The organism is Erythrobacter sp. SDW2, assembly GCF_021431965.1.
GTDB lineage: Bacteria > Pseudomonadota > Alphaproteobacteria > Sphingomonadales > Sphingomonadaceae > Parerythrobacter.
Genome location: NZ_CP090370.1, coordinates 170,771 through 188,080, shown reverse-complemented (window position 1 = coordinate 188,080; position 17,310 = coordinate 170,771). Strand labels below are relative to the sequence as shown.

Sequence of the window (17,310 nt, the reverse complement as noted above, 5' to 3'; positions counted from 1 at the left end):
TCGGGCTCCGGCGGACAGGGCCGAGGCAATGGTGCCTCCTCTCCTTGTCCCCGCGATCAGGAGACACCCCATGTACGACAGCTTCATCGACCAGTTGAGCGGCCTTGACCTTTCAGGCCTCAACATCAGGCCGGCCCCATTCAACGAAACCGACTTTCCCTGCGAGGATGCGATCGAACAGACGCTTGGCGCCGTATGGTCCGACCTCTTCGCGATGTTTTCCGACACGGCCCTGGAAGCCGATGCCGAGGATATTGCCTGGGGCATGGTCAATCTGTTCCACCGCGCAGCCAGCCGCAAGTCGGCTCAACTTGACCGGGCCAGCGACGAGATCCGTGTCCTGCTTGCATCCGCCGATGGCTCCGAAGTGCATTCGAGCAATCTCGAAGAGCAGGTCGAGCGCGCGCAGGCTGCCGAAGCCAGCATGCTGGCCTTCGAGCAGATGCGTGAGGCGGCGGCAGCACTCTATCGCGACGAGACCGGTTCCTCGTGGAAGCCCGTTTCCGGGTCGCGCGCGAGCCATTCGCGCCACCTTACCTCGGCTGTGATCGATGCCCGCGACTTCCTCCGCGCACGCGCTGAGAACCGGCGCCACGCCTTGATCCCGGAAGGAACTCCGGTCGTTTTTGCCGGTGGTCGCCAGAGCTTCGAGAGCGCCGAGGATGCGCGTGTCTACGCCGACAATATCTGGGCGACGCTCGACAAGGTTCGCGATGTGGTTCCCGATCTCTTCCTGGTCCATGGCGGCGACGGCCAGGGAGCCGATCGCCTGGCCGCGAGTTGGGCTGAACGCCGCGAAGTGCAGCAGCTGACCTACTCGCTTGATCGTCGGCTTGGTGCTCGCGCTGGGTTCAAGCGCAACGAGCAGATGCTTTCGCTAGGTCCGCGTTACGTCGTCGCCTTTCCGGGCAATGGCGTGACCGAAAGGCTGGTGATCGATGCCAAGATGCGCCGGATCACCGTGGTCGATCGTCGCGGCCTCTTGGGCACCTCTCCCGGGTCGTGAGGGCCCTTCCTCATCATCCATATCCGAAATGCCCGGATGTGCATTCGGCGCCGACCCGACTATGGACGGGTCATGCAACTTGACGATCTGCTGCAGCGATACTTTGCCACCACCGACCTCTCCCGGGTTGCCCCCGACACGTTGTCAGCTGGCATCGAGCACTGCCGGGTCGATCTCGGCCTTGAGGAGGACCGGGGCAAGCGCTTTGCGCTGTGGTCGTTCCTGCACATGTTCGGGTCCGCCCCCGACCTCGACGTGGCGTTCGAAAGCGAGGAAGACCGGGAGGCGGCGCGCAACTTCATGGATCTCCTGGCGGCATCGGAAGGCGATGGAGCAGGCTGATTGCAGTAGGGTCTTGGCACCTTAAGACCCACACCCGATACCCATCCGGCGTTCTTCGCGAACAGTCCTGAACCAGGTCAGCTGAGGACAGCAACCTGTTCCTTTCCGGCCGTGTGGTCGCGCTTCGCGCGCCTGCCCGCACCACCCGTCATGAACAGGTTTCCCTTCGGCCCTTCAGGCCTGCGGTGCAGACCTCCCATGCCCTGCTTCTTCTGGATGTTCGCAAGCCGGAGATGGTCTCCGGTTTGAGGAACTGAAGGATTATCACCATGACCAATATCGCAATCCTCACCGGCCGCATCGCTCGCGATCCGGAAACCCGCGAGACCAAGGGCGGCACCAATGTCACCGGGATTACCGTCGTCACCGATCGCCCCGCACGCGACAAGGACGGCAAGACCTACAAGGACGAGAACGGCTATACCGCCAAGGAAAGCGAGTTCCACCGGGTGACCTGCTTCAACGGCCTCGCCAAGACCGTCGGCCAGTATTGTTCCAAGGGCCAGCTGGTATCGGTCCAGGGCCGCATCCACTACACCCAGTGGGAGGACAAGGACGGGGTCACGCGCTACGGCACCGAGATCCTCGCCGACAAGGTCGACTTTCTCTCCCGCGGCAACGGCTCGGGTGAAGAAGGCGACAACACCGACGCTCCCGAGATCGACTGACATCGATCCCGATCGTCCCCTTACGAAGAGGCTCTGCCGCAAGCGGCAGGGCCTCTTCTTCTGTGGTTACTGGGTTCCCGGCGCTGCATTCGAGGCACGGGTTGCACCGCGCCCAGTCAGTTTCTCGATCGCGGCATCCTCGCCGAGTTTCCCGAGTTCATCGGCAACCTCCCTCAGGCCCTTCTTCGAGAAGCTTTCGAGGCCGCTTCCCAGGATGATTTCTCCGAGTTCTCTGGCCGCTTGTACTTCGAGCTCGCGCTGTTTGGCGTCGAGCGCCTCGCGGTCTGCTTCGAGCTTTTGCAGGGCTGCAATCGCGCTCCTGTTTCGGGGCATGTGTCTTGTCCTTTTGTCCCCCTCGGATCTGCTCCCCGGTTGTTTCCATGCCCGCGTCACCGGGGTGTAGGAAAGGCAATTCGCACGCAGGAGATGTTTGATATTGGGCGGAGGTTGTGGGTTCTTGCTCACGGTTCTCCTAGCATGATGGCCTTGCGCCTCCCGCCTCAAGGACGGCGAGGCCCCACCATTTTGCCCGCCACCGGATTGCATCCGGCAGCGAACAAAATCGTTACCCCCACCGCCGCTATCGCGGTCGCCCATTCGGGCGATCCCTGACCCGGGATGCACAAGACCATCGCGCGCACCTCCTGTCGTCTCACGACAGAAATCAGGAGGATTATCATGGCTTATTCGATGCATTGCGCACTTCCGTCCCGGAGCTATTTCGAGGCTCTGGAAACAGCCGAGAAGAGAGCGCTGCACAGCTTCTTCGATCAGCACGTTATCGAGGATGATGAACTCGGGTACTTTGCCCTCGACGAAGGTGACTACAACATCTTGCCAGCGCATCTCGCAGCGCGGGTGGTCCACACGGTCCACGGCGGCATGCTCGACGAATTCTGAGACGACCGACAGGGCGGGAACCGGGAACGGTTCCTGCCCTTTTTTCTTGTTCGCCGGGTAGTCCAATCAAGCATAAGAAACAGGTTCGGTCGGTTGCTCTGGCGGCCGCCCACCACAATGCGGCGGCGCCCGATAAATGGAGCGGGGCTGTGGACGCACTCTGTCCCGCGCATCTTGCGATGCGCTCCTGAGGGTGCGGCGTAATTTGTTCTTGGGCCCCGCGCGCACTTGCGAACCGGCACCGGGTCGGGCGGCGGGAAGCTGGGCACGCGACATGCCCCGCTTGCCTTGTTTCCCACGCGCCCTTGGCCGCTGCCTCTTTCGCAGGTGCTGTCTTTGGCGGGAGGCGTCGAAGTGCTCTCTATCTGCATCCGAAGAGGTGCCAGGCCTGGTTGCTCGCGCTCCAACATGAAGATCGGGAAAAGTCATCCTTGATCAATCCCCCTTACTGACTGGACCACCTCGCGCACTTGGGAACAAGAGAGCACACCCTACCCCGCGATTTCGGGATTTATCTCTCTGTTACTGCTAAAGAATGTTGTTTTGGGCGAAATCAACCCGTCTGCGAGTAGAGCGGCTCTGCGCTGATCCGCTGACAACTCACATCTCTTTATCACACTGAAATAATGTCTGAATCTTTCGATTGACTGCGAGTTGTTCACGATTTATTCTCAGCAGCACCTTCCGCAAGGTGAGCCAGGTTCCGTCGGCCCGACAAGGAACCTGTTTCATGACCCGACAAGATCGGCTTCAGACATTCGTATCTCTCTCCGTAGGGAACTGGGTTCGCCAGTGTGCCGCGGACCATGGCGTCAGTGTCAGCATCTTTATCCGTGACCTCATTGTCGCAGCGTGGCAGCGCGATAACGAGACGAAGGAACGCCCCGCAGGGCTTGATCCCGCGCGCCAGGCAATCTTCATTTCGGTGGCGCTCGATGCGCTTCTGGCCAGTCATTCGGACGCGAGTTTGCGCGACCGTACCCATGAGGCGTACCGGCGACGCCTCGAGCGTCTTGGCCTCCCCGTCAACGCGAACATGGGAGGCCATTCCCATGAAGCATAATCTCCTGAACTTCACCCGCGGGAGCCAGCTGCTTGGCCACTTCGGTTTCATGTTTGCAGCCGGCCTGAAGGGTCCACTGATTGTCACCGGCCTGGTTGCCGTCGGCACCTGCTATTGGGAAGTGCGTTCGGCTCTGAGTGATCACCAGATCTACCTAGTCTGGATGCATATCTACGCCAGTCTCTATGCCTTCATGGAGTTCGATCCGGCCAAGCTGGTCAACCTTGAATTGCTTGACGGCGAAAGGGTCGGCCTCCCCTTTGGCATTGTTCGCGAGTTCCCGCCAATGCGCGAGGCGGTCGAAGCATTCCGTTCGGCAGTGAAGCAGGGTTTGCTGGTCTCGGCGGTACTGCTGATCCCGGCCTTCGTGTTGTTCTGGTGGTTCGCCGAGCGCTTTGGCGGGCGGTCGAAGGAGCGCAAGCACGAGCGCGGCGCAATGCTTGTTTCGCTCGACGAACTCGAAGAAGAAATCGAGCGTCACAACAAGGCATTCCGGGCCGAGGAATTGGGACGCAAGTTCGGCTGGAAGTGGCGGCTTGCGAGCTCGTCGGCGCTTGCCGAAGCGGGCCATTATCAACCCGCACATCTCGCCGGCGTGAGCTGGCCGTGGCGGCTCGAACAGAGCCACGCCATGCTCATTGGCACGACCGGAACCGGTAAAACGGTGGCGCTCACAGAACTTGTTGCCGAAGCGCGTGAACGCGGCCAGCGCGCGGTTATTTTCGACCTCACAGGGGCTTTCATTGAGGCCTTCTACGATCCCGCGCGCGACATCATTCTCAATCCTGTCGATCTTCGGTGTCCGCTATGGAGCGTGTTCAACGACTGCACGACGGAAGCTGAGTTTCATGCCGCCGCTGAAGCGCTCGTGCCCCATGACGGGGGTGGTTCCGAACAATTCTGGGTGCTCGCGGCGCGCATGCTGTTCGTCGAGATGTGTCTCCATCTTGCCCGTGCCGGCACAGCGACCAACGAGGCCTTGGCTCGGCGGCTGATGACCGCTGACCTGTCCGAAGTGCATAAGCTGATGCGAGGAACGATGGCCGATCCGCTGACCGCTCCGGAGGCGGCCCGCATGGCGGAATCGATCCGCGCGGTGTTCAATGCGAATGCGAAAGTGCTCAAGCTCTTGCCCTCATCCGGACCGCGTTTTTCGGTCCGCGACTGGGTCAAAGGAGACTGCCAGGCGGGCTCGATCCTGTTCCTCTCTGCCCGCTATGTCGACATGAGCATCTCCTCGCAGTTGCTCACGCTATGGCTCGACACGGCGATGAATACGCTGATGACGCTCGAGCGCACACAGGACCTGCGGATGTGGTTTCTGATCGACGAACTCGGCGCCCTTCACCGACTACCGGCGCTTGAAAAGGGGCTGCAAACCGCGCGCAACTTCGGCGGTGCGATCGTCACCGGGGTGCATGCGTTTGCCAAGCTCAAGGAAGTCTACGGCGAGAACATGGCCATGACATTGTCCTCGCTTGCGCGAACCAAGCTCATCCTGGCGACGGCCGATCGAGAGACAGCGACCTGGTGCTCCGATTTCATCGGTCACCGGCAGGTGCGCGACATGGAAGAGGGTTACAGCTACGGGTACAACAATGCGCGCGATGCAGTCAGCCTGACCCCCCGGCGACAAATCGAGCCGTTGCTCCTGCCCGACCAGTTCATGAACCTTCCGCGGCTGTCGGCCTACATCAAGTTTCCCGACGGATTCCCCGCTGCGCCGGTCTCGCTCATTCCGCGCACACGTGGTCGTATTGCCGAAGGTTTCATCGCCCGCGAGAAACCGCTCATAAAGCCTGGCCAGGGTCCTGCGGCAGCGACGCCCCAAGCGAACCCGGGTTCGAAACCGAATGACGAGCATCCCGCTTCGAATGATGACGGTGCCGGTAAGCCTGTCGATACAAAGCAGCTCAAATTCGACCTCGAGGGGCAGCACCGTGTCGCCGATGAATCGCAAGATCGGCAGGAGCCTGTGCCGCTTGAAAAGCTGAATGCAGGGCGCGCTGTTGGTGATCTCGGTGCCGAAACCCGTTCCGATGCTCATCCGGATGGGGGGCCAACGCTACCTCTCGCTGCCGTGCAAACCGGTGAGGATGCACCAGCAATCGGCGCGGAACAGCATCCGTGCGAACCAGGAACCGCCGGCGATGATGCAGCTGGAAAGGGCGGTTCGACGCAACGAGGCCGTGCGGCGGCCAACAGGCGTCAGTCGCTCACGCCGGTCGAAAAAGACCTGCGTGAAGGTGCGGTCGCAGATCCTCCGGAAAAGGACTTCGGCGAGTTCGAACCCGATATGTGAAAGGCAAATGGGGAGGGAATTACCTGGCCGCGAGGGGAGCCCGACGAGGATTAGACTGGATGCTGTCCGTCGCCAATGTGCGTTCGCCTTCGGCTGCCGCGAGCTATTTCGCGGCAGACAATTACTACACCGGCGCCGATGCCGATCGTTCCGGAACCTGGGTCGGGAAGGGAGCAGAACGTCTTGGTCTTGAGGGCCGCGTAAACGCCGAGCAGTTCGATGCCTTGCTGCGGGGAGAACTTCCCGGAGGTATCCAGGTCGGCAACGCGGGTCAGGCCCACAGGCCGGGAACCGACCTCACGTTCTCGCTCCCGAAAAGCTGGTCGCTGCTCGCGCTGGTGGGCGGCGACCAGCGGATTATCGATGCCTATCGGGAGGCCGTCATCGAGACCGTGCGCTGGGCAGAAAAGAACGCGGCGCAGACCCGGATGGGAAGTCAGGCTGGTTACGGGAAGGTCGCGACAGATAACCTGACGATTGGTCTTTTCCAGCACGACACCAACCGCAACCAGGAGCCAAACCTGCATTTTCACGCGGTCGTGGCGAATGTCACGCAAGGCAGCGACGGAAAGTGGCGCGCGCTTCGCAACGACAAGCTTTGGTCGTTCAACACGCTGCTCAACTCGATGACGATGGCTCGCTTTCGTCTGGCAGTCGAGAAGATGGGCTACGAGGCTGGGCCGGTTGGAAAGCATGGCAACTTCGAAGCAGCGGGCATTGCCCGCGAGCAGGTCATGGCCTTTTCAACGCGGCGCGAAGAAGTCCTCGACGCGGTACGCCATCTGGGTGAGAACACCCCGAAAACCCGCGACATCGCTGTGCTCGATACAAGGAAGAGTAAGGCGCCCGTCAGGGACCGGGACGGACTTCTCGATGCATGGCGGCAGAAAGCCCAGGAAGTTGGAATTGACCTTGCCGGTTTGATCGATGCGTCGCAGATGCGGGCTGCAACGAAGAACATTCCCAGCTCGAAAGAAGGGAGCCTCCTTCAGCGCGGGATTACGAAGCTGAGAGAGTTCGCGCAGCGGATCAAAGGCGATCCAGCTAATCCGCTGATCCCTGCTCATGTTCTCAAGCAGGATGCACCGACGATCGCGGCCGCACAGGCCGTGGCCTCTGCGGTGCGTCATCTCTCACAGCGCGAGGCAGCCTTTCCCCGTGAGGGATTGCTGAAGGCGGCGCTCGATTTTGGGCTGCCGACAACGGTGGACCACGTCGAAACCCGTGTGAACGCATTGGTCAGAAGCGGCGCACTCGAGTCCGGCAAAGGCGAGCACAAGGGCTGGCTGGCGAGCCGGGAGGCGCTTGACCTTGAAAGCACCATTCTCGCGAATGTCGACCAGGGACGAGGTGCGGTGTCGCCCATCCTGGATCGGACGGACGCTGCAGAACGGGTTCAGGCTGTTGCTGCGATCAACCACGGAATTTCGCTCAACGAAGGGCAGGAGGATGCGGCGAGCCTTGTCCTTTCGTCGCGTGACAGGATCGTAGCGATCCAGGGCATAGCCGGGGCGGGCAAGAGCAGCGTGATGAAGCCGGTCGCCCAGCTGCTCCGCGAGGAAGGCAAGCAGGTGCTGGGGCTCGCCGTGCAGAACACGCTCGTCCAGATGCTCGAGCGCGACACCGGCATCCGTTCGATGACCATCGCCCGCTTTCTCGCGCAATGGGGCAGGCTTCTGCACGAGCCGGGGAATGCCTCCCTGCTTGGCGAGGCTCGGAGCGCGCTCGGAGACCATGTCCTGGTGCTCGATGAGGCCTCGATGGTGTCGAACGACGACAAGGCCAAGTTGGTACGGCTGGCGAACCTTGCAGACGTTCATCGCCTTGTTTTCGTCGGCGACAAGCGACAGCTAGGTGCCGTCGATGCCGGTAAGCCCTTCGACCTCGTACAGCAGGCCGGGATCGCGCGCGCCAACATGGATGTGAATTTACGCGCCCGCGATCCCATACTGCGGCGAGCCCAGGCCGCCGCGCAGGAGGGACGAATCGACGATGCGCTCCAGGCTCTTGCTCCTTCAACCATCGAGGCTCGTGGGGACAGCGCGATTGTTGCTGCCGAAAAGTGGCTTTCGCTCAGCCCGGCGGATCGGGATCGGACGTCGATCTACGCGTCGGGACGGGCCTTACGGTCTGCGGTCAACGAGGCTGTCCAGCGCGGACTCAAGGCCAACGGCGAGCTCGGCCCACGATCGGGCCGGCTGACCGTTCATTCGCGGGTGAATGTGACACACGAGGAGCTGCGTTATCTTCGCACTTACCAACCAGGCATGGTCCTCAACTTTCGGTCGCGCGACAGCACCCAGAAACTCTCCAAGGGCGACTACACCGTCAAGACCATCGACCATGCCCGCAAGCATCTCGTGCTTGAGGACAGGAAAGGGCGTCTTCGCAAGTTCAATCCCGCGCGCTTGCGGCCGGGCGCAAACGAAAGCCGGTTGTCGCTCTTCGATCGCAAATCGCTGTCCATCATCGAAGGTGACAAGATCCGTTGGACCGACAACGACCACAAGCGCGGGCTGTTCAACGCCGACCAGGCGAGGATAGTGGCCATCGATACGAAGGGCATATTGGTGGAGACATCAGCGGGCAAAGAGCTCCGCCTGAGCCGCGGCGACCCCATGCTCAAACGCATGGACCTCGCCTATGCCCTCAATGCGCATATGGCGCAGGGACTGACCTCTGATCGCGGGATCGCGGTGATGGACAGCCGCGAACGCAATCTCGCCAATCGGCAGACCTTCCTGGTCACGGTCACCCGGCTTCGCGACGGCCTTACGCTGATTGCAGATAATGCCGAAAAACTCGGCCGGGCTATCAAGTCCAACAGCGGCGAGAAAGCATCGGCCCTCGAAGTAACGCAAAGGCTCAAGGCGGCAGCGGCCAGGGGCCTATCACAAGACAAGGATGTTGGCAGCGCTTCGCCTGCAAGTGACAAGTCCGAACTGACAAAGGAAAGGGTAAAGCCTTTCGAGATCGGGATTTAGCGATCGTCGGTGCTGCCGATGGCGTCTCCCAGGGCCGCTTCGACTAATGCCCATCAGCCTTCTCCTTTGCTTGGGAAAGATCGCTTTTCGACAAGGGAAATTCAGACTAGCAAAGGGTCATTTTTTGGACGATGAATGTTGATGGAGATGCACCTTGGCTGAAGGTGAAGAGTCACAGAGCGATGATTTGCACGAAGCTGAGTTGCAAAATGCGGCTGACAGCGAGGAGCAAGAATTCGACGATGAGGAAGTAGACGAGGAATCTGAGGAACTCCCGGAGCCACCGAAGCGCTACAATGTTAGCAGCTATGGATGGGACTCTGACGTGGAAGGTCTGGTCAAGAGGCTCAAGCGCGGAGATATCTACATTCCAGGTTTCCAGCGTGGGTTCGTATGGAACGGGCCGGAGAAATCTCGCTTCATCGAATCCCTTATTCTCGGGTTGCCAGTGCCGAACGTGTTCTTGGCACAGGATGCTAAGACCAAGAGCCTCAACATAGTCGATGGCCAGCAACGACTGCGCTCGCTCGGCGATTTCATGGATGGAAAGTTCTACCTTACGGGTAAGGAAATCCAGGAAGATCTTAGGGGCTGCTATTTCTCGAAAGATGTAGCGAAGGCGCCGACTTCGAAGGTCTTGAGCGATAGCGATGCTAGGGCACTTGCTGACGCGGTGCTCCATTCGATCGTTATCAAGCCTGATCCGACTCACGATGATCCAGAACGGGGACACGAATACAATCAGGCAATCGTGCAAATTTTCCGCCGCCTGAACACCTCGGGAAAGCCTCTACAGGCGCACGAAATCCGGACGAGCATCTTTTACGGCCCGCTGGACACGATGATCCGGGATCTAAACAATTTCGAGCCATGGCGCGAACTGTTCGGAAAACCGCACTCGCGCTTAAAAGACATGGAACTGATCCTTCGCTTCGTAGCGCTGAAGGAAAATCTCGATGGCTACAAGTCCCCGATGCCGCGCTTCTTGGACACCTTCATGGAGGAGCATCGAGAGATGTCTACGGAGAAGGTCGAGGAAGTCGCGCAAGCATTTCGGGATGTCACGACCTGGGTAGCGAATACGATCGGCCGTGAAGGCCTACGAAGTGGGAACACGCTTACCGTTTCGCGGTTCGATGCCGTCATGGCAGGCTATGACGCATACCTTATTGCGCACCCTGAGCCCGACGCAGAGCAATTGAAGGCCAAGCTTCAAGAACTTGAGGCTGACCCCGACTATCAATGGTCAATCGAAGAGTTCGTGAACGATACGGACCGGGTCAAGAAGCGTCTCGAACGCGCCCGAGCCATATTTGGGGATTGATCCATGGTCGCTCGTGTCGCGAACCGGATTAGGTATCGCCAACGGATAACCGAGCTACTGAAGAAGGACGTCGGAACTGCCGATGACGTCGCCCTTGAGCTTGAGCTCCAAGCGCATTGGGCGAAATACAACTGCGTGCTCATCTCCGGGTATCTCGAGCAAGCGATCAAGGAAATATTGCTCGAACACGTAACCGCAAATTCTCAAACTAGGGTGAGGCGATACGTTGAAACGGGTTGGCCGAACTCAAAGAACATGAAGGCCGATGCTATCCGCGAGATACTCGACCAATTCGACCCCTCTTGGGGAGAAAAATTCGACGGCTGGGTCAAGGCTGATGAGCGCAAAAAGGAAGTGAACGAGATCATCAAGTGGCGCAATGACATTGCCCATGGGAACGAGGCAAATACGAATAACGTCACGCGAGGCTCGGTGGCCAACAAGTTCAAGGTCGCGTGTGAACTGGTAGATTTCGTCGAGGGTTTGCCAACGACGCCATGATCCCGCGCACAGGATCAAGTCGAAATGATCAAATGGCGCGACCAAACCAAATCACGCGGCCGACCACCTGGATTCCTGACCGGTCGACGTCGTCCCAGCTGGGGTAGGCGGGATTGTCACTGCTGATCGTGATCTTGCGTCCACCGGGCTTGAGGGTGACGCGCTTTACGACAAGGGCATCGTCGGCCCGCAGGACATAGATCCCGTCGCGGAGGCGAGAACCGTGGTCAGACGCATCGACCATGACCTCGTCGCCGTCGCTGAGCGTGGGCTCCATGGAATCGCCCAAGACGTGGATGATCGAGAGGCTGGGGCTCTTCGCCGGGGTAAGTCGCTTGAGCCACCGTTCGTCGAAGCCGAACCGGGTATGCGCCGTTTCGCTCTCGGCAATCGCCCCGAAACCGGCCGATGCATCGACATCGAGCACCGGGATCTCGATCAAGCCGTCGCGGGCCGGCAACGGTGGGCCACCTAGGACCTGCTCATCGACACCGAAGAAACTTGCCAGCGTTCGCCGGTCGTTATCATCGAGCCGACGAGGAGATCCTCGCTTGATGAACTGCTGGATATACGCGGAGTTACGTCCAATCATGCGAGAGATCGCGGAGTATCCCAGCCGCCTTTGCTGGATCAGCCTATCGAGTTCTTCTCGTACTTGTTCCATCGCTCGCGTCCCTTCCGGTCGACACCGGGGTGAAGGAAATTTCCTAGACTCAATGGGATCTTCCTACTAAGAACAAAAGAAGAACGCAAGAGCGAGGCGAGTCGAGGACGACATGAAGCTGCTGGATAGGATCGAGTGCCACTTGCGGGAATCGCGGATGTCCGCGACGCGCTTCGGGAGGCGAGCAGTCGGTGACCCCCGCTTCGTTCTGGACCTTAGGCTCGGGAGGCGACCGCGGCGCCGAACGATCGAGAAGGTCGAAACCTACTTGGCGTCATTTGCTAAGCCGACCGTGCCTCGCGAGGGTCCTAGGCAGCCTTGAACGCACACCTATTGGAGACGAAACAAGACTGGCAGTCGGGGTTGCGAGCGCGACAGGTCAACGCGGCATGGTCGAGAACAGACCAGTTGATCGTTGTCGGGTTGCCTCGCCTCACGAGCCACTTGCAAGCTTGCTGAAGCCAAGGATCGTACCGGATGTCTGCAAGTTTGCGCGGACGAACGAAACGCTCCACCACGCGCGCCATGTTCACGTCGATGAGCGGAAACCTCTCTCCATTCTGGAACATCAAGATCGCGTGAGCCACGTACTGGCCAACGGCAGGCACCTGCAGGAGATCCTCGTAACGGTTAGGAAACTTGCCGTCGTGATCGGCAGCATAGGCCGCGAGTGCGCGCAACGAGGCGGCCCTGCGTTTCCATAGGCCGAGCGGCTTGAGAAACTCCTCGAGCTCTTCGGCTGGTGCGTCCGCGAGTTCGTGCCAACCCGGGAATCGGGTGAAGAACCGGTGGTAGAAGCTCGCGACCGTCTCGGCCCGTGTCCGCTGGAGCAAAACTTCCACGCAAACGAGCTGGTAGAGCGGCGTACCCGGTTCGCGCCATGGAAAGGATCGACCTCCACCCTGCCGGTACCAGTCCGCGAGATCGGCCGCGAGGAGCGTCAGCTTTCGCTTTTCGCCGGCCCCCAGAACCGTGTCAGGCGAGGACATGGACATTGGATGGCGGGAACAGTGCCGGGAAGTCTTTCTGCTTGATCTTGAAGAGGTAGCCGTGGTCCCTGACCAGTTGCTTCTCGCCCCTCTGGCTCATGAGGTAATCGACCGAGATCACGCCGCTTTCCAAGAGCGCTTGAAAATTACGGACGTTCGGGGCGCGCGTGTGTTCGACCTGCATGTAATGGAAATGCTCGTCTGCGCCTTTACCGCGGCAGCGCGCACCGACCCAGAATGTCTGGGGATGCTTCTCGCGAAGCCTGCCCCTCAAGACCTCGAGCGGCCAAGTGACCACGTGCGAGCGCCGTTCTTCCTCGGCCCGGACGTGGTCCTGCTTCAGCCAGTCCTTTTCCGTGTCGACGCTCAGCATGAAGCCGAGGGAGTTTGGTGCTTTCGCGTTGATCTCGCAATTCAAGCGAAGCTTGCCGTTGCGATGGTAGCCGAAGGTGCTGAGCAGGTTCCACGCCGAGCCGACCGGGCTGACGGTCCAATCGGGCGACTGCGAGAAGAGCGTGGACCTGGTGGGAGCCCGCTTGATCCGCTTCGCCTTGAGCTCGATCCCCTTGAAGTCGGGCGTCTTCTCGGCATTGGCAGCGATGCCGAGCAACGTCTCCAACGTCATGCCGACGCCGGTGTCGCCCGGACGCAGCGTGCGAACGAACCCCTGCGCGGAAATCTCCCTCAGCGCATCGAGCAATTCGCCGACGACAGGGTCCTCGCCATGTCGATACTTTGCCGCGATATGCCCAAGGGGGCTGCCAGCAATGTCGAGCGAGGCCAAGACCTCGGGTCGGCTCGCGTTGACAACGTAGAGGTCGCCCTCTTGTTCGAAGACGGCGAGCAGGTTGTACGGATCGGCGTAGCGCCCGAGGAGGGCAAACCAGATGCGCGGATCACCGGACTTCGTCTGGGGACGATACAGGGACACCGTCGATTCCACGAGGCGATCGGGCTCGACGAAGTAGGCCCTGCGGACCACCTTGTTCTCCGGGCCTTGCGCCTGGTCGTCGAAATCATGGATGCCGGTCGACAGGAGGTAATCCCGCACGTTGGCGGTCGCATCCATGATCGACTTCTTCAGCCCCGTTTCGGTGGGGACCAAGAGTGCCACCTCGATCTCGTGTCGCGTGAACGTGGCGAGGACATCGCCGACGTCCGTGTCGCTCTTCTCAAGCACGGGTGCCCACGGCCTCGTCGAGAACCTTCCGGAAATGCTTGCCGACGGCCTCGGCGAGGCCAACGGGCACGGCATTGCCGATCTGTGTGTACTTGGGAACTTCGCGGTCGAAGTTACCTTCGAGCGGGTTACCGGCCCGCCGGATACCACCCGTCGTACGCTTGCCCGAGAACTCGTACCAATCGGGGAACATCTGGAGCCGCGCCCATTCCCTCACGGTTAGGATGCGCGGCTGGCTAAAATGGACGTAATCGTCCGGAAGCGAGGTCGCGGTCATGTTCGGCTCGCCATTCCCCCAACGCGGCTTCAAGACGCGCTGCGAGAATTTCTTGGTTTGCGCATGGGCGGGTATCTCGCCGCCGTTCGCCAGCATGTAGTCGAACTTCTCGACGATCTCGCGCTTGTGCTTACTGTACTCTTGCTCCGTCAGCTTGCCTGCCCGTGCTGCGGCCCAGGCTGGCGGGGTACGAAAACCCTCCTGCAATTCGTTCATCGGCTTGCGCGGGTACGCAGTGGTCTCGAACGAACCGGCGGGAAATGCACCGCTCCGCAGGATCTTCGTGATCTTGGGATCGATGAGGTCGCCAAGCAGGTCGACGAGGTCGGGAAACGCTCCCGGGTTCGGCGGCGGCAAGAACCCGCATGCGACAGCGTCTTCCGCGTCCGCGTCCTTGTCGAGGAAGCTACAGGCCTCGAGAACGTCCTTGCGAATTCCGACGAGCAGCACGCGCGGCCGGTTCTGCGGAACTCCGTAATCCTTGGCGTAGACCAGCGACCACCGGACCTCGTAGCCGGGGATCTTGCGGAATTCTTCCAAGACATCCGGGAAGATCTTTCGCGAACCCTCGCGCGTCCAACGGGAGGTCAAGAGCCCGCGCACGTTCTCGAACAGGAACATGCGCGGACGAAGCCGGTCGATGATCTTGGTCATTCTCGCGTAAAGCCGGTTGGAAGGCAGGGCTTCCTTGTCGACCGCGTAAGAACGCCTGATCCCGATGCCCGAGTATCCTTGGCAAGGAGGGCCGCCGGCAACGAGGTCAAGGTTGCTGAGCTTGCAAAGGCTGGCTTGCTCGAAGCGCAAGTCGACCTCGCTCATCGATCCGAGATCGCTGACCAGCTTCTCGAGCCGCTTGCCCTTGAGCTCGTGCGCGTCGTGGCAGCGAAGGTCGGCATTGTCAGAGAAACGCATGCCGCCGAGCTCGTGCCCGCGGTTGCGCAGGTAGGTTGCCATCGCGTCCTTATCGAGCTCATTAACGAAGACCGTTGTGAAGCCGGCGTTCTCGAGCCCGGTGCCGAGCCCGCCGCACCCGGCGAACAAGTCGACCGCGGAATATATCGAACGAGTCGTCGTCGGTTCTGCGGCGGAAGTCAGCGGGGCCGCGGTCGTCCCGTCCTTGTCGAGAGTCGTGGTGTCTAGAGTCATGCCTAGTTTGCTAGCACGGGGCCTGACGGCGGTCCAGGTGTTTCGCCCCGTTTTCGACTTTTCAGTTGATCGATGTCGAAGGCCGTTGGAGTTCGTGGTGCTGCCTTCCTTCCTGCTTGGTTTAGTATTGCGACAAGGAAAATTAGCATGGGAACCCGGCTTGAGTAAAAAAACTAGCCGGGTTACCAATCTCTTGCACGGTTCTTAACAAGTCCCCGCCTATTTCACTTGGCATTCGGGGAGCACCGGATCTCGGGGGTACATGAGGCTAATTCCTGCGCAAATCCTAGGGTGCGATTCCGCTGCGGAGCGGAGGGTGTTCGGATTTCTCACGGAAGTGGGCTTTAGTGCCTACGACGTTGCGCTTCATTCACTCAACATCGGCCACCACGAGTACAAGCGATGGGGCGAAGCGGATTTTTTCCTGGTCGGGCGGCGCGGTATTCTCCTTCTCGAGGTGAAGGGCGGTCGGGTCGCATGCAAGGACGGTATGTGGGAATTCACCAACCGCAACAACGAAACGAACCGCAAGAAGGAAGGCCCCGCCGAGCAGGCCAAGTCTGCATATTTTTCGCTGGAAAAGAACTACCTCAATCCCAAGTTCTACCGCGAGTTGCACGGAGTGCCCCGCGGTTGGGCGGTGGTGTTTACCGATATCCCTAGGCTCGCCAACGACGGCTCAACCTTGTTGCCCGAGCATCCAGACGAGATCACGGCTTACGAAGAAGACTGCAAGGGTCACAACTCGTTCAAGAAGTTCTTGGCGAGGGCTTATGACCATTGGGCATCAAAGCAAAGGAACGCGGTTGAGCTCTCGCCGCAGCTGGTCAAGGCGATCTCGGATTCGCTGCGGCCGAACTTCGAACGCGTTCCTTCTCTGAACAGCCAGCTGCGTGACATGGAGCAAAGGCTCTACCAGTTCACCGACGAGCAATACGAAAAGCTTGACGCCATTTCCGAGAACGAACGGATACTCGTCGCGGGTGGCGCGGGTACCGGCAAGACGTTCGTAGCGGCCGCTTGCGCACGTTACGAAGAAGCAGAGGGGCGCTCGGTTCTCTTCCTGACCCGCAGCAGCTACCTGGCTGGTTTCCTGTCCAACCAGGGATTGCCCAGCGGGGTTACCGTCGCCACGATCGACGAGGTCCAGAGGTTTCACGATCAAGGGAAAACATGGGACGTGCTCGTGGTCGACGAAGGGCAAGACCTTTGCTCTTTAGAATGCATCGACCTCGTGGACGGCGTATTGACAGGAGGCTGGGAGAACGGTCGCTGGCGCTGGTTCGGCGATCCCAATTACCAGGTCTCCCCGAGTTTCCCGGTGGATCAGGATTGCCTCGACTACCTCAAGTCCAAGGGTGTTGCGACCAACCTCAAGAACAATATCCGCAACGCGGGAAAAATCGTCGAGGCAATCAAGCTCTTGGCGGGAGCGGATGTCGGCAAGCCAAGCAGCAAGCCTGATAGCGGGATCGTCGACCTTCAGCTGGTTGAGGCCGAAAGCGAAATCCTTCCCCGGGCAGTTGCAGCGGTCCGAAAATGGTTGAGTGACGATGAGCAACTGCCGCGAAACTCGATCGCGTTGCTGGTGCCTAGCAGTGTTGAAATCGACAAGGCGGTGGACCTCCTCGACTCGAAGAACGTGCGGTCAGAAGCATTGAGCAAGCGGGCCCTTGGCGGGAAACCTCGTGACTGTGTACTCGTTGCGACGATCGAAGACTTCAAGGGCTTGGAACGACCGCTCGTTTGCGTGGCAGGACTGGGGCAGGAGCACGGTTTTGCCTCGAGCGCCTACAAGGGAATTTCGCGCGCGAACCACGGCCTCACACTGGTCGCGACCCGCGAAGCTGTCGCCGAACTGACCGGCAAGGCCGCCAACCATGGCGCGTCGTAGGGGGGAAATTGAATGCTAGGCAGGGACAAGATCCTTCGCGAAACGCGGCGCAGGCTCATCGGGCCGGGTC

General features: G+C 60.2%; 15 protein-coding genes. 10 read left to right on the top strand and 5 right to left on the bottom strand.

The window, feature by feature from the left end; genetic code table 11:
* The first annotated feature begins 70 nt into the window (after window positions 1-70).
* The 3 genes from LY632_RS00920 to LY632_RS00910 all read left to right on the top strand — a co-directional run bounded on the left by LY632_RS00920 (window position 71) and on the right by LY632_RS00910 (window position 2,016).
* Window positions 71-1,006, top strand: coding sequence for a DUF2493 domain-containing protein (locus LY632_RS00920; protein ID WP_234091948.1), 936 nt, complete (start codon window positions 71-73; stop codon window positions 1,004-1,006).
* 72 nt (window positions 1,007-1,078) lie between these two features.
* Window positions 1,079-1,348 carry a hypothetical protein gene (locus LY632_RS00915; protein ID WP_234091947.1) on the top strand — a complete coding sequence of 90 codons (270 nt, stop codon included), beginning with the start codon at window positions 1,079-1,081 and terminating at the stop codon, window positions 1,346-1,348.
* 269 nt (window positions 1,349-1,617) lie between these two features.
* Window positions 1,618-2,016, top strand: coding sequence for a single-stranded DNA-binding protein (locus tag LY632_RS00910; RefSeq protein ID WP_196847541.1), 399 nt, complete (start codon window positions 1,618-1,620; stop codon window positions 2,014-2,016).
* Window positions 2,017-2,082: 66 nt separating this feature from the next.
* Here LY632_RS00910 and LY632_RS00905 read toward each other — a convergent pair whose 3' ends face one another.
* Window positions 2,083-2,481: a DUF6437 family protein gene (locus LY632_RS00905; RefSeq protein ID WP_234091946.1), complete on the bottom strand. Its 399-nt coding sequence runs from the start codon at window positions 2,479-2,481 to the stop codon at window positions 2,083-2,085.
* 213 nt (window positions 2,482-2,694) lie between these two features.
* Here LY632_RS00905 and LY632_RS00900 point away from each other — a divergent pair, with 213 nt between their 5' ends.
* The 6 genes from LY632_RS00900 (at window position 2,695) to LY632_RS00875 (ending at window position 11,090) form a co-directional block, all read left to right on the top strand.
* Window positions 2,695-2,916 (top strand): hypothetical protein, encoded by a 222-nt coding sequence (locus LY632_RS00900; RefSeq protein ID WP_050599527.1) that lies wholly within the window; start codon window positions 2,695-2,697, stop codon window positions 2,914-2,916.
* Between the two features lie 730 nt (window positions 2,917-3,646).
* A complete protein-coding gene (locus LY632_RS00895; RefSeq protein ID WP_234091945.1) occupies window positions 3,647-3,979 on the top strand; it encodes a hypothetical protein in 333 nt (110 codons plus the stop codon).
* Window positions 3,969-6,281, top strand: a complete 2,313-nt coding sequence (locus tag LY632_RS00890; RefSeq protein ID WP_234093275.1) for a type IV secretion system DNA-binding domain-containing protein — start codon at window positions 3,969-3,971, stop codon at window positions 6,279-6,281. Before LY632_RS00895 ends, LY632_RS00890 begins: the two co-directional genes overlap by 11 nt.
* Before the next feature lie 59 nt (window positions 6,282-6,340).
* Complete coding sequence (gene mobF / locus LY632_RS00885) at window positions 6,341-9,265, top strand: MobF family relaxase (protein ID WP_234091944.1); 2,925 nt, start codon at window positions 6,341-6,343, stop codon at window positions 9,263-9,265.
* Window positions 9,266-9,419: 154 nt separating this feature from the next.
* Entirely contained in the window at window positions 9,420-10,589 is a 1,170-nt protein-coding gene (locus LY632_RS00880) for a DUF262 domain-containing protein (protein WP_234091943.1), read from the top strand.
* Between the two features lie 3 nt (window positions 10,590-10,592).
* Window positions 10,593-11,090, top strand: a complete 498-nt coding sequence (locus LY632_RS00875; protein ID WP_234091942.1) for a HEPN domain-containing protein — start codon at window positions 10,593-10,595, stop codon at window positions 11,088-11,090.
* 28 nt (window positions 11,091-11,118) lie between these two features.
* Here LY632_RS00875 and LY632_RS00870 read toward each other — a convergent pair whose 3' ends face one another.
* The 4 genes from LY632_RS00870 to LY632_RS00855 form a co-directional block, all read right to left on the bottom strand.
* Window positions 11,119-11,754 carry a S24 family peptidase gene (locus tag LY632_RS00870; protein ID WP_234091941.1) on the bottom strand — a complete coding sequence of 212 codons (636 nt, stop codon included), beginning with the start codon at window positions 11,752-11,754 and terminating at the stop codon, window positions 11,119-11,121.
* 308 nt (window positions 11,755-12,062) lie between these two features.
* Window positions 12,063-12,743 (bottom strand): hypothetical protein, encoded by a 681-nt coding sequence (locus tag LY632_RS00865; RefSeq protein ID WP_234091940.1) that lies wholly within the window; start codon window positions 12,741-12,743, stop codon window positions 12,063-12,065.
* Window positions 12,730-13,923, bottom strand: coding sequence for an MvaI/BcnI family restriction endonuclease (locus LY632_RS00860; RefSeq protein ID WP_234091939.1), 1,194 nt, complete (start codon window positions 13,921-13,923; stop codon window positions 12,730-12,732). Before LY632_RS00860 ends, LY632_RS00865 begins: the two co-directional genes overlap by 14 nt.
* On the bottom strand, window positions 13,916-15,346 hold the full coding sequence (locus LY632_RS00855) for a DNA cytosine methyltransferase (protein WP_234091938.1): 1,431 nt from the start codon (window positions 15,344-15,346) through the stop codon (window positions 13,916-13,918). Before LY632_RS00855 ends, LY632_RS00860 begins: the two co-directional genes overlap by 8 nt.
* Window positions 15,347-15,662: 316 nt before the next feature.
* Here LY632_RS00855 and LY632_RS00850 point away from each other — a divergent pair, with 316 nt between their 5' ends.
* A complete protein-coding gene (locus LY632_RS00850) occupies window positions 15,663-17,240 on the top strand; it encodes a nuclease-related domain-containing DEAD/DEAH box helicase (RefSeq protein WP_234091937.1) in 1,578 nt (525 codons plus the stop codon).
* Window positions 17,241-17,310 lie beyond the last annotated feature (70 nt).